This is a genomic window from Hymenobacter sp. 15J16-1T3B (assembly GCF_020711235.1).
Lineage (GTDB): Bacteria > Bacteroidota > Bacteroidia > Cytophagales > Hymenobacteraceae > Solirubrum.
Genome location: NZ_JAJFAV010000008.1, coordinates 152,230 through 164,628 on the forward strand (window position 1 = coordinate 152,230; position 12,399 = coordinate 164,628).

Sequence of the window (12,399 nt, forward strand, 5' to 3'; positions counted from 1 at the left end):
GCGCCGCAGCGCCGGAAGAGTTGAGGGAAGAATTAGAAGCCCACGTTCAGGCCCACGATGAAGGCGCGCGTGGTGGGATAGTTCACGCCCCGGCCGGCCAGGCCGTTGTTCACGGCGCTGTTCAGGTCGCCCTCGGCGAAGGCCACCCCACCGTTGACGGAGGTGCTGCCGCTAAAGCGCGTGGAGTAGGACAGCGCATCCGGGTCGATGGCTTTGTTCTTTTTGAAGTATTCCTCCGGCGACCAGATCAGCGGGTTCTGCACCTGCACGTAAATGCGGGCCGAGCTCATTTTGGCCTTGCCCACCACGCTCTGCGGCAGGGTGTAGCCCAGGTCGATGCTGCGCACTTTAATGAACGTGCCGCTCAGGTAGGCCAGCGACTGGGCGTTGGGCACAAAGTCGCCGAAGTAGCTCTGGTTGGGCTGCGGGTAGCGGTTATCGGGGGTAGAAGGCGTCCAGTACGGCAGATTCACCTGGTTGCGGCGGCCGCTGAAGGTGGTGAAGTACGAGGGCGAGTACAGCACCGGGTCGACGATGGTGGCGCCCACCCGGGTCAGGGCCACCGCGTTCAGGTCGAAGCCCTTGAAGCGGAAGCGCTGGGTGGTGCCGGCCTCAAACTTGGGCTGGCGCGAGCCGATGATTTGCCGGTCGCCCGCGTCCACCACGCCGTTGCCGTTCAGGTCCTGAATCTTCACCTGCCCGACCTTGGTGCCGGCCTTGGTAGCGGCGGCGGCTTCGTTGGTTTGGTAGATGCCGTCGTACTTGTAGTCGTAGAACACGTAGAGCGGCTGGCCGATGAAGCGCTGGTTGCTGATGTCGCTGCGCTGCTTGCCGTTTTCGTCCTTGCCCAGGCCCAGGTCCAGCACCTTCTCGCGGTTCATGGTGAAGTTCCAGTCCGACGACCACTCGAAGCCGCTGTCCGTGCGCACGTTCACCGTGGTCAGGCTTACTTCCACGCCCCGGTTCTGGGTTTTGCCGATGTTCTTCGTAAACGAGCCGTAGCCGCTGGTGGTGGGCAGCGCGTCGGGCAGCAGCAGGTCGTTGGTGCGCTGCTGGTACACCTCAATCGAGCCCGACACGCGGTTGTCGAAGAAGCCGAAGTCCAGGCCGAAGTTGGTGGTGCCGGTGTATTCCCAGCCCAGGTTGGGGTTCGGAATGCTGGCCGGGCGCACGCCCGCCACCCCGGTGGTGCCGAAGTTGTAGTAGCCGTTGCCCAGGCCGGTCCCGAGCGAGCCTTTCGTCTGGTAGGGGTTCACGGCGGTGCTGCCGGTGCGGCCGTAGCTGGCGCGCAGCTTCAGGCTGCTGATCCAGCCCTGGCTTTGCATAAACGACTCGTTGGCCAGGTTCCAGGCCACGGCCACCGAGGGGAAAGCCCGGTAGATGTTGCTCGACAGGCGCGAGGAGCCGTCGACGCGCACCGTACCCGTCACGGAGTAGCGGTTGTCGAAGGCGTAGTTCAGGCGGCCCATGTAGGAAATGATGTCCCAGCGGCCCTCGAAGCTGGTGGCCGAGGTGGGCGTGCCGGTGCCCAGGTTGGAGGCCAGCTGGTAGTTGGCCAGCAGGTTCTGGGAGCCGGTGCCGAAGCCGTCGTTGCGGAAGCCCTGCCAGCTGTAGAGCCCGGTGAAGTTCACGTCGTGCTTTTCGGCAAACGTGCGGTTGTAAATCAGCAGGTTTTCCGCCAGCAGGTTGAAGGCGGTGCTCGTCGAGCGCGACGCGGCGCTTTGCTGGTTGCCGCGGCCGGTGGTGCCGCTGGCCCCGAAGCCCTCGTTGAACTCGGCGCGGGCGTCCAGGCCCAGGTTGAAGCGGTAATCCAGGCCCTTCAGCAGGTTTACCTGGGCGTACAGGCTGTTGAAGGTGCGGATGCGCCGGCGCTGGTCCAGGCGCCCGTCCTTGATGTAGTTGGTGAGCGGGTTCGAGTAAGCCGTTTCGCCGTCCACCGGGTAGAGCTTGGGCGTGCCGTCGGCGTTGTAGGGCGTAGCCAGCGGGCTCGACGTCAATATGTTGTACATATTGTTGAGGCCCGGGTCTTTTTGCTGAGTGAAGCTATTGAGGGTATTCAGGCCCACTTTCACCCGCTTGCCCACTTGCTGGTCGAGGGTACCGCGCAGGGAGTAGCGCTTGATGCCCTGCACCGGCACAATGGCGGTTTCGTCGTAGTAGCCCAGCGAAGCCGAGTACTGCGTCTGCTCGGTGCCGCCGCTCAGGCCCAGGGCGTGGTTTTGAATGCGCCCGTTCTGGTACAGCAGGTCCTGGTAGTCGAAGTCGCGGCCGGCGGCGAGGTTGGCTTTTTCGTCGTCGGTGAGGAAGCCGGCGGCCGTGTTCGGGTCCAGGCCGGCGGCCCGGAAGGCCTCCGAGCGGAAGTTGAAGTACTCCTGCCCGTTCTGCAGGTCGTAGCGGCCGTAGGCTTTCTTCACGCCGTAGTAGGCGCTGTAAGTGGCGCGCGGGGCGCCGGCCTTGCCGCGCTTGGTCGTGATGAGGATAACGCCGTTGGCGCCGCGGGCCCCGTAAATGGCCGTCGACGAGGCGTCTTTCAGCACTTCCAGCGAGCTGATGTCGTCGGGGTTTAGGTCGTTCAGGCTGCCGTCGAAGGGCACGCCGTCCACCACCAGCAGCGGGTCGTTGGAGCCGGCGAAGGAGCGGTTGCCCCGGATGCGGATAACCGGGGCCTGGCCGGGGGTGGTGTTGGCGCTGCTGATGTTGACGCCCGCCGCGCGGCCCTGCAGGGCCTGGCCGATGTTGGCCACCGGCACGTCGCGCAGCTGCTGCTCGTCGACCGAGGAAATGGCCCCCGTCACCTGGCTTTTCTTCTGCACCCCGTAGCCGACCACTACCACTTCGTTGATGTTCTGCACGTCTTCCAGCAGCTTCACGTCCACCGAGCTGCGGCTGCCCACGGCCACGCGCTGGGTGGCGTAGCCCACGAAGGAGTAGGTGAGCGTGGCGCCCGCGGGCACGCCCTGCAGGTTGTACACGCCCTCCGCGTTGGTGGTGGTGCCCTGGGTGGTGCCGGCCACGACCACGCTCACGCCCGGCAGGCCGTTGCCGTCGGCGCCCGTCACGCGCCCCGATACCGATTGGGTCGTTTGCGCCACGGCGCTCAGCGGCGCCCCGGCAAAGGCCAGCGGCAGGGCCGCGGCCGTCAGCAGCGGCCAGCTGAGCTGCAGGGCCGTTCTGCGTAAAGGTGTAGTCATGGAAGTGAGAGTGGGAATTGTGGAAAGGTAGGAGTCAAGAGGGGGCCCGGCCGCGCTAGAAGCCGATGGAGTTGCCGCCGTCGACGGGCAGCGAGGCGCCGGTGATGTAGCGGGCCGCGTCGCTGGCCAGGAACACGGCCGCCCGGCCGATGTCCTCGGGCTGGCCGAAGGAGCCCATGGGCGTGCGGCGCAGGGCCCGGCTTTTGCGGTCGGGGTCGGAGTTCATGGCCGTGCGGCTCATCTCCGTTTCGATAAAGCCCGGCGCAATGGCGTTGACGCGCACGCCGTGGGCCGAAAACTCGGAGGCCAGCACCTTCACCATGCCCTCCACCGCCGACTTGGAGGCCGCGTAGGCCACCACGCGGTCGATGCCGTAGTAGGCAGCCATCGACGAAATCATCAGGATGACGCCGCGGCGCCGGGCCACCATGCGCTGGGCCGCGGCGCGGGTGAGGGCAAAGACGGAGTTGAGGTTGGTGTTGATGATGCGGGCGAATTCCTCGTCGGTGACCTGCAGGGCCGGCTTTTTCATGTTGATGCCGGCGTTGTTGACCAGCACGTCGAGCGGGCCGAAGGTGGTTTCGATGTGCTCGATCAGCCCGTCGATGGAGGCCAGGTCGCACACGTCGTTGACGAGGTACTGGGCCCGCTCGCCCAGGGCTTGCTTGGCTTCTTTGAGCACTTCCTCGCGGCGGCCGGTGATGATGACCGTCGCGCCGGCCTGCGTCATGCAGCGCGCTATTTCCAGCCCGATACCGCTGCCGCCCCCGGTCACCAGGGCCAGGCGCCCGGCCAGCGAAAACGCCTGCTCGTGGGCCACCTGCCCGGTGGTCTTCGGTCCCGGTTCGTCGCGGCGGCCGTTTTGGCTGAGAAGTTCGACGATATTTTCCATGCGTAAGCGGTAAAAGGAGGGTTGAGTCGGAGGAGGAAGGGTTAGCGCAGTTGGTAGAGGTCGACCAGCCGCTTCACGTCGGCGAGGGTGCGCTGGGGCGGGGCGAAAGGCGCCGGAATGGGCCGGCGGGCGTAGGTCTGGAAGTAGAGCACGCAGGCGTCGCGCCACCAGAGGGCTTCCTTGTGCTGGGTGAGCAGGCGGGCGGCCACGTCGGCGTGCAGGGCCGGGTCCACCCGGGGCTGCACCGCGGCCCACTGCCGCTGCAGCCACAGCACCGAGTCGGCGCCGGTGTAGTAGCGGGTGCACAGCTCGTCCCAGAGGGTGCGGCCGGTGCTGAGTTGCCGGCGCCAAGGCACGTGGTGAAACCAGAGCAGGTAGTCCGGCGCAATCGTTTGCGCGTTGCCCCACAATTGTTGCACCTCGGGCTTGTACAAGGCCAGCGCGTTCGAGCCCGTGGCCGTGCGGTCGAAACCCAGCCCCACAGAGTCGGCGCGGTGGTAGTAGATGGCCGTCCAGTCGGGGCGGGCGCTGCGCTCCAGCCAGGGCTGCGGGCCGTAGTGGATGCTCTCGCCCATGATGTGGTGCAAACCCAGCGGCGTGGTGTAGCGCACGTAGATGCTGCGCGTCTGCTGCATCATGGCGGCCACGGTCTGCACCGCCTGCGGGTCGGTCGTGAGCGTCTGCCGGGTCCACTCCTCGGCAATGGCTTTCGAGCCGAGCGTGTGGTCCCAGGCCAGGCGGCCGAAGGCGTACCAATTGGCCTGCCCAATGGGGTGGCCGGTCCAGTTGCGGTCGGCGCCGATGTTGGCCACGCCCGCCATGCCGCTCACCGCGTGCTTATCCACCGAGCCGTCGACCACGCGGGCCACCGTCGAGCCCTTGCCGCGGGCGTAGGTGTCCGAATCCAGGCACTCCTTGATGAGCGGGGCCAGGTACACGGCGTGGGTGGCAAAGCCCAGGTATTCCTGCGTGAGCTGCACTTCCAGCACCAACGGGGTGCGCGGCATGGCCCCGAACAGCGGATGGAACGGCTCCCGGGCCTGGAAGTCAATCGGCCCGTTCTTCACCTGCACCAGCACCTTCGGAGCAAACTTGCCGTCGAGGGGCAAAAATTCTTCGGAGGCGGCCTTGAACCGGTCCCCTTTCGGGTCGGCTTTGTAGACGAAGGCCCGCCACATCACCAGCCCGTCGTGGCCTTCCAGCGCGGCGGCCAGCATGTTGGCGCCGTCGGCGTGGTTGCGGCCGTAGTCCTGCGGGCCGGGCTCCCCTTCCGAGTTGGCCTTCACCAAGAAGCCACCGAAGTCGGGGATAAGCTGGTAAATCTCGTCGGTCTTGGCTTTCCACCACTGCCGCACCTGCGGGTCGAGCGGGTCGGCCGTGGGCAGGCCGCCGATGACCTTGGGCGCGGCCCAGAACACCGACAAATACACCCGGATGCCGTAGGGCCGCAGCACGCCGGCCACGGCAGCCACCTTGTGCAGGTACTCGGTAGTGAGCAGGCGCGGCGAGGCGTTGACGTTGTTGAGCACCGCCCCGTTGATGCCCACGGAGGCGTTGGCGCGGGCGTAGTCGCGGTAGCGCGGGTCCACCGTTTCCGGCAGCTCGTACCACTTCCAGATCGAAGAGCCCGCGTAGCCGCGCTCCACCGTGCCGTTGGGGTTGTCCCAGTGGTTGAGCAGGCGGTGCTGAATCTTCGGCACGCTGCTGAGTTTCAGGCCGTCGATGGGCTGGCGCGTCTGCACCTGCCGCAGCAGGGCAAAGGCGCCGTAGAGCACGGCCACGTCGCGGCGGCCGCTGATAATCAGGTTATTTTTCTCGGGGAAGATGCGGTAGCCTTCCTCCCCCAGCCCGGCGTTGTCGGCTGCGGTAGCCTCGACTCGCAGAACGATGCCGCCCTTCCTGCCTTTGGCGTCGCCGATGAGCGGCACGGACTGGCCCAGCAGGCCGCTGAGGCCGGTTTGCAGCTCCTCGGCGGCCGCTTCCAGCGTGGCCGACGCCCCCGGGGCGCTGACAAACTGCGCCGCTTGCTGGTACTGCTTGCGCTGCCCCGCGTCCTGAATCAGGTCGTACTTCAGCCACAGCCGGTAGCCGTCGTCGGCCACGCCGCGGGTGGCGGCGCTGACGAGTAGGCACAGCAAGAGCAGGCAGGTACGCAGGAACATCATCGTGTGGGAATGCGGGGAAGCGGAGGCAGGGTGCCAGCCTGGGGAGGCCAGCGGGGGATTCGCGCAGCGGCGCGGGCGCAACAGTCGGAGCTTAGCTCAGCAGCCGGGCCGCGGCGTGGGCCGCCGGGCTGACCGACGCCAGTCCGGCGGGCACGGCGTCGATTTCGAGGGAGCGGCGGATGCCCAGCTCCAGGCCGCGCAGCTCCGCGAGGCCGCGCAGGCGGCCGATGGCGGAGTAGCCGGGGTAGGTTTTCTTCTGCAGGTCGTCGAGCATCTGGTGGCCGTGGTCGGGGCGCATGGGCAACTGGGGCTGCCCGAAGCCCTTGCGCTGCCGGCGCTGCTCCTGCAGCACCAGCTCGCGCACCACGGCGTACATATCCACGTCGCCGGTGAGGTGGTCGGCCTCGTGGAAGTTGCGCGGGTTCTGCTCGCGCTTGGTGGCCCGCAAATGCACAAAGTGGATGCGGTGCCCGAGCCGGCGCACGATGCCCGGCAAGTCGTTGTCGGGGCGCACGCCCAAGGAGCCGGTGCAGTAGGTGATGCCGTTGCTGGGGTGGTCGTAGGCGGCCATGAGGACGGCCAGGTCGGCTTCGGTGCTCACCACCCGGGGCAGGCCCAGCAGTGGGTACGGCGGGTCGTCGGGGTGAATGCAGAGGTTTACGCCCACTTCAGCAGCCACCGGGCCCACTTGCTGGATGAAATAGTGCAGGTGGGCGCGCAGCGTGTCCGCGTCGATGGCGGCGTACTCGTCGAGCAGCTGCTGGAACCCGGCCAGCTCGAAGGCTTCTTCCGAGCCGGGCAGGCCCAGCAGCACGGTGTTGGTCAAGTGCTGGCGCTCCGGCTCGCTCATGCGGGCGTACTGGTCGCGGGCGGCCGTGGCCACGTCGGGTTCGTAATCGGCCGCGGCGCCGGGGCGGTGCAGGATGCAGAGGTCGAACACGGCAAAGTCCTGCCACACGAAGCGCAGGGCCCGCGAGCCGTCCGGTATCTCGAAGCTCAGGTTGGTGCGCGACCAGTCGAGCACCGGCATGAAGTTGTAGCAGACGGTACGCAGGCCGCAGGCGGCCAGGTTGCGCAACGAGGTTTTGTAATTCTCAATGTACTGTTCCCGCGCCGGCAGGCCCTTCTTGATGGCCTCGTGCACCGGCAGGCTTTCCACCACCAGCCAGTGCAGCGGTGAGTACTCACTATTGTCGGCTTCGATGAGCTGCTGCCGGGCCCGAATAGCCTCGACCGGCCACACCTCCCCCACCGGAATCTGGTGCAGGGCTGTGACGACGCCGGCGCAGCCCGCCTGGCGGATGTGGGACAAGGGGACCGGGTCGGACGGACCGAACCAGCGCATGGTGGGAAGCATACGCGTGCTGGGGAGAAAGTACAATTATCCAGCTACCTACCCATCGTTCCACCGCAACGTGTGTGGGAATGTTGCCGGGGTGGGTGAGTGCTGACTTCTGGTCGAAGATAGGTGAACGACTTTCGGAAAAGCCAGCCCGTAAACCGCCTCAACTCCCTGATTTCGAAATAAAAATACCGGAAACGTTTTCGAAAACGGTTCCGATAGGTATATTTGAGAACGGGCCACCGAAAAAAATTTCCTAGGATTATCTTCAAATAATCAAAGGCCGTACGAGGCCTTGTTCTCGCCCTCTCCGACCCGGATTTTCAAAAAATCCCATTCCCAGTCCCCACACGCTATGATGAAGTGCAGCAAATGCAACTCCCCCGACGGAGTGCAGCGCGCCGGCTTTATTCGCGGCCGGCAGCGTTACTTCTGCAAGCTCTGCGACTACCACTTTATTGACCAGAAGCTGCCCCGCACGCCCGAGCGCCGCAGCCACCAGACCACCATCAGCGACGTGGCCAAAGTGCTCGGCGTGGCCCCCAGCACCGTGTCGCGCGCGCTCAACGGGCACGCCGACATCAACACCAACACCCGGCAGGCCATTTTGGAAGTGGCTCGGCAACTCGATTACCAGCCCAACCTGCTGGCCCAGAGCCTGAAGAGCAGCGCCACCCACACCATCGGCGTGGTCATCCCCGACATCGAGCGGCCGTTTTTTGCCACTTGCGTGAGCGGCATTCAGCAGGTGGCGGCCGAAGCCGGCTACCGCGTGATGATTTGCCAGTCGAAGGAGTCGTACGAAATGGAAGTGAGCAACGTGCAGGCGCTACTGGCCTCGCGCGTCGACGGGCTGCTGATCTGCCACGCCCGCGAGACGGAAAACTTCGACCACGTGAAGCAGCACGCCAGCAAGGGTATTCCCATCGTGCACTTCGACCGCGTGTGCGACGAGGTAAACAGCGCCCAGGTGGTGCTCGACGACTGGGGCGGCGCCTTCGCCATCGTGGAGCACCTGATTCAGGAGGGCTGCCGGCGCATTGCCATCCTGGCCGGCCCCGAGTCCTTGCTCATCAGCCGGCAGCGCTTGGGCGGCTACCTCAACGCCCTGCACCACTACAAGCTGCCGGTGGAACCCGCCCTGCAGGTGCACAGCAACTTCCAGCCCGAAGCCGCCCTGGCCGCCCTGGATCAGTGGCTGGCCCTGCCCGAGCCGCCCGACGCTATTTTCTGCATCAACTACCGCAACGCCTTCGACATCATGCAGGCCCTGAAGCAGCGCGGCCTGCGCATTCCCGAGGACATTGCCGTGGTCGGCTACGGCGACGAGTTTCTGGCGGCCATGATCGAGCCGGCCCTGACCACCGTCAACCTGCACCCTTACCGCCTGGGCCAACAGGCAGCACGCCTGTTTCTGGAGCAGGTGCAGCAGAAAGAGAAGTTTCAGCCCCGCACCTTCGTCGTCAGCGGCGACCTGGTCATCCGCAAATCCTCGCTCAAAGGCCAGGGCGGCGTGTTTGCCCTGGGCATCTGAGCGCCCGGCCGGGTACCGCGGGCCGCAACTCATCCTGGTATAAACCCACGAAGGCCCGGCGTGCTGCACGCCGGGCCTTCGTTTTTGTTGCACCGCCTGGTTACTCCTTCACGAAGCGCTGGGTGCGCACCGAGCCCGCGCCTTCCACCAGCAGCAGGTACACGCCTTTGGGCAGCGGACTCACGTCGAGCTGCGCGGCGGTTTCGGGGCCCGCCTGCCGCCGCAGCAGCACCCGGCCGAGCAGGTTGGTGACGGTAAGCTGCTGGGGCTGGCCACCCGGCAGCTTCACGTTGAGCGTGTGTTGCACCGGGTTCGGGTACAGCTCCAGCGGCGCCGCGTGCTCGTCCAAGCGGCTGGTAGCGGCCGGGGCCGACGCGTCCGCGGTGGCGCGGGCGGCACCGCTGCGCGTGATGCGCACCCAGTTCAGGTTCCAGCCGCCGGTTTGGGCAAAGACGCCGAAGTTGTAGGTGCCGGCGTTGACGTTGACAGTGCGCGACACGGTGGTCCAATTCTGCCAGCCGCCAGTGGCCGGAATGGCCGTGTTGCCCAGCTGAATGGCGCCCGCGTTCAAATCCGAGGAGAGGGTGCCGCCCGAGGGGCTGGCCACGCGGTACTCGATCAAGTAGCTGCCGGAGGTGGGAAAATTGACGTTGTTGTAGGCCATCCAGTCGCCCTGGTCGATGTAGCCCACGTTCTGGCCGCCCTCGGAGCAGGCTTCCACCTGCACGCCGTTCATGGCCGAGTAGCTTTCGGCCTGCAGGGTGACGGAGCTGGGCGCGGAAGTCGTTTTCTGGTACACCCGCACGTAGTCCACCGCCATGGTGGCGGGCAGCTTGCTCTCGTCCACCGTCTGCCCGGGCCAGTTGCCGGCCACGGCCAGGTTCAGCAGCAGGAAAAACGGCCGCTGAAACTCCTCGGTGCTGCCCGTGCCGCCCTGAATCAGGATTTCGTGGTACTTCACCCCGTCGACAAACCAGCGGATGTAGCTGGCGTCCCACTCCACCGCGTACACGTGGTAAGCCTCGGGCGTGGTGATGGTGTTGCCGCCGTACTCAGCGTGGCCGTTGCTGTCCCAGTGCACGGTGCCGTACACCTTGTTTTCGGCGTTGATGTGCTCCATCACGTCGATTTCGCCGCAGGCCGGCCAGCCCACTGAGCCGATGTTGGCGCCCAGCATCCAGAACGCCGGCCACAGCCCCTGCCCCAGCGGCAGCTTCATGCGCGCCTCGATCTTGCCGAAGGTGAACTGCTTGGTGCCCTGCGTTTTCATGCGGGCCGAGGTATAGGGCATGCCGCCCACGCTCTGCTTGCGGGCCGTAATCTGCAGTTCCGTGCTGGTGACGGTGGCGTTGGCGCGCTGGTAGTACTGCTTTTCGTTGTTGCCCCAGCCGCCCCCGCCGGTTTCGAATACCCAGTCCGGGCTGATGCTGCCGTTGAACTCGTCGGCCCACACGAGCTGGTAGGTTTGGGCCTGGGCGTGGGTGGGCGCGGCCAGGCACAGCAAGGCCGCAGCCCCTGCGCCCAGCAGGGAGGTAAACAGGTTTTTCATAAGGTGTTTTGGGTTGGGAATGGTTGGGTCGGGAACGGAGCGGCGGCGAGGCCGGGCGGCGGTAGCCGAGGCGGCGGAATCGGGAAAAATCCGCGGCTGCAGTACCCTAATGTTTATACTTCCTTCCCTAAAATGCAAGTCCTGACGGCGCGCACCCTGCCCCCAAAAAACGCCTTTGTACGCTTGTCAGCCCGGCTAGCGTACACGTAGCGCACACGCGGAACGGCCGCGCAACCGGCCCCCGAACCATAGCCAGCCGCCCCGGCGTGCGGATAAAAAACACGTGAAAAACGGCCTCGGACTGGCTACATTTTTCCTTGCCTGCCCCGCCGACCCGTCACTTGTGACGCTTCGGCCGCCACTTGCTATACTTGGTACCCCGGCGGAAACCCACGCCGCGCCAAACCAGCCGCACCCGGGGCGGTAGTGCTTGCGGCGGCCATTGCTTAAGCGGTTCGAAGTGCCGCCGCACCCTGTTTCGGAAGCTTTTCCCTGTTCTCCATGCTCGACCTCGTTATCGACGCCCGCCAAGCGGCCATCAGCCCCGGCTTCAACGTGCGCCGCATCTTGCCCTACCGGCTGCGCCGGATGCTGGGACCGTTCATCTTTATGGACCACGCCGGCCCGGTGCAGGTAGCGCCCGAGCAAGTGCACGACCTCGACGTGCTGCCCCACCCCCACATCGGCCTTTCCACGGTGAGCTACCTGTTCGGCGGGCAGGTCACGCACCGCGACAGTCTGGGCGTGGAGCAAATCATCCGGCCGGGCGAGGTAAACTGGATGACGGCCGGCCGCGGCATTGCGCACTCCGAGCGGTTTGAGGACCCGGCCACGCTGGCCGGCGGACAGCTGGAAATGATTCAGACCTGGGTGGCCCTGCCCGAAGCGGCCGAGGAAAGCGCCCCGAGCTTCGTGAACTACCAACCCCACGAGTTGCCCGTCTTCACCGATACCGGCGTGTGGATGCGCCTGATTGCCGGCGACGCCTACGGCCTCGGCAACGCGGTGCGCACGCACTCCCCGCTGTTTTACCTGCACGTGCTGCTGCAGCCCGGCGCCCGCTTCGGGCTGCCGCGCGGCTACCCCGAGCGCGGCGCCTACGTGGCCAAGGGCCTGGTGGAAGTCGGCGGGCACCGCTACGGCCCGGGGCAGCTGCTGGTCTTCACGCCTAGCATCGACCCAGTCATCGTGGCGCTGGAAGCCTCGACGCTGATGCTGCTGGGCGGCGAGCCGCTGGGGGAGCGGTTTATCTGGTGGAATTTCGTGTCCTCGCGCAAGGAGCGCATCGAGCAGGCCAAAGCCGACTGGCAGGCCGGCCGCATCGAGTTGCCGCCCAACGACAACGCCGAGTTTGTGCCCCTGCCCCAGGACCGTAGCCGGCCGGCGGGCTCGGGCGGCCCGGCGCCCGCCCCGCAGGCCCTGTCGTAAGGCCGGCCGCGGGCGGGTGAAATTTCTCGCGCGCCGGCCGCGTTGCAGCTTAAGGGGGCGCAGCGGCGCGTTATCTGCGCGGCGGCCCGCCCGTATAGAGTAGTATTCACTTCCACTTTTCCTGTCGTCATGGAACGCCCCACCCGCCCGCGCCGGATGCTGCCGCCGGCCAACTCGAAATACGTCATCATCGTGGTCTTGGTGGCCCTGGTGCTGATGTGGCTGCTGGAACGCTTCGGCGGCTGAGTGCCGCGCCGGCGCGCCGCGGGCCTTGCCGTTGAGCCCGCCGCGGCGCTCC

At 66.2% G+C, this 12,399-nt stretch carries 7 protein-coding genes; 2 read left to right on the forward strand and 5 right to left on the reverse strand.

Features of this window, described 5'->3' with window-relative positions; all coding sequences use genetic code 11:
- Positions 1 to 32: 32 nt before the first annotated feature.
- The 4 genes from LJ737_RS15060 to uxuA all read right to left on the reverse strand — a co-directional run bounded on the left by LJ737_RS15060 (position 33) and on the right by uxuA (position 7,605).
- Positions 33 to 3,191 carry a SusC/RagA family TonB-linked outer membrane protein gene (locus LJ737_RS15060; RefSeq protein ID WP_227767141.1) on the reverse strand — a complete coding sequence of 1,053 codons (3,159 nt, stop codon included), beginning with the start codon at positions 3,189 to 3,191 and terminating at the stop codon, positions 33 to 35.
- A gap of 55 nt (positions 3,192 to 3,246) precedes the next feature.
- Positions 3,247 to 4,083, reverse strand: a complete 837-nt coding sequence (locus LJ737_RS15065) for an SDR family NAD(P)-dependent oxidoreductase (protein WP_227767142.1) — start codon at positions 4,081 to 4,083, stop codon at positions 3,247 to 3,249.
- 41 nt (positions 4,084 to 4,124) lie between these two features.
- Positions 4,125 to 6,248: an alpha-glucuronidase family glycosyl hydrolase gene (locus tag LJ737_RS15070; RefSeq protein WP_227767144.1), complete on the reverse strand. Its 2,124-nt coding sequence runs from the start codon at positions 6,246 to 6,248 to the stop codon at positions 4,125 to 4,127.
- A gap of 91 nt (positions 6,249 to 6,339) precedes the next feature.
- Positions 6,340 to 7,605, reverse strand: coding sequence for a mannonate dehydratase (gene uxuA, locus LJ737_RS15075; RefSeq protein WP_227767145.1), 1,266 nt, complete (start codon positions 7,603 to 7,605; stop codon positions 6,340 to 6,342).
- A 340-nt stretch (positions 7,606 to 7,945) separates the two neighbouring features.
- On the opposite strand from uxuA, the gene LJ737_RS15080 reads away from it, so the two are divergent.
- Positions 7,946 to 9,124: a LacI family DNA-binding transcriptional regulator gene (locus LJ737_RS15080; protein ID WP_227767148.1), complete on the forward strand. Its 1,179-nt coding sequence runs from the start codon at positions 7,946 to 7,948 to the stop codon at positions 9,122 to 9,124.
- A 100-nt stretch (positions 9,125 to 9,224) separates the two neighbouring features.
- On the opposite strand, the gene LJ737_RS15085 is transcribed toward LJ737_RS15080, so the two are convergent.
- On the reverse strand, positions 9,225 to 10,673 hold the full coding sequence (locus tag LJ737_RS15085; RefSeq protein ID WP_227767150.1) for a carbohydrate-binding protein: 1,449 nt from the start codon (positions 10,671 to 10,673) through the stop codon (positions 9,225 to 9,227).
- 501 nt (positions 10,674 to 11,174) lie between these two features.
- On the opposite strand from LJ737_RS15085, the gene LJ737_RS15090 reads away from it, so the two are divergent.
- A complete protein-coding gene (locus LJ737_RS15090) occupies positions 11,175 to 12,101 on the forward strand; it encodes a pirin family protein (protein ID WP_227767153.1) in 927 nt (308 codons plus the stop codon).
- Positions 12,102 to 12,399: the final 298 nt, after the last annotated feature.

Excerpts from the sequence above, each read along its gene's own strand:
- LJ737_RS15060 (WP_227767141.1), bottom strand. The coding sequence starts at position 3,191 with ATGACTACACCTTTACGCAGAACGGCCCTGCAGCTCAGCTGGCCGCTG.
- LJ737_RS15065 (WP_227767142.1), bottom strand. The coding sequence starts at position 4,083 with ATGGAAAATATCGTCGAACTTCTCAGCCAAAACGGCCGCCGCGACGAA.
- LJ737_RS15090 (WP_227767153.1), top strand. The coding sequence starts at position 11,175 with ATGCTCGACCTCGTTATCGACGCCCGCCAAGCGGCCATCAGCCCCGGC.
- LJ737_RS15080 (WP_227767148.1), top strand. The coding sequence starts at position 7,946 with ATGATGAAGTGCAGCAAATGCAACTCCCCCGACGGAGTGCAGCGCGCC.
- LJ737_RS15070 (WP_227767144.1), bottom strand. The coding sequence starts at position 6,248 with ATGATGTTCCTGCGTACCTGCCTGCTCTTGCTGTGCCTACTCGTCAGC.
- LJ737_RS15085 (WP_227767150.1), bottom strand. The coding sequence starts at position 10,673 with ATGAAAAACCTGTTTACCTCCCTGCTGGGCGCAGGGGCTGCGGCCTTG.
- uxuA (WP_227767145.1), bottom strand. The coding sequence starts at position 7,605 with ATGCTTCCCACCATGCGCTGGTTCGGTCCGTCCGACCCGGTCCCCTTG.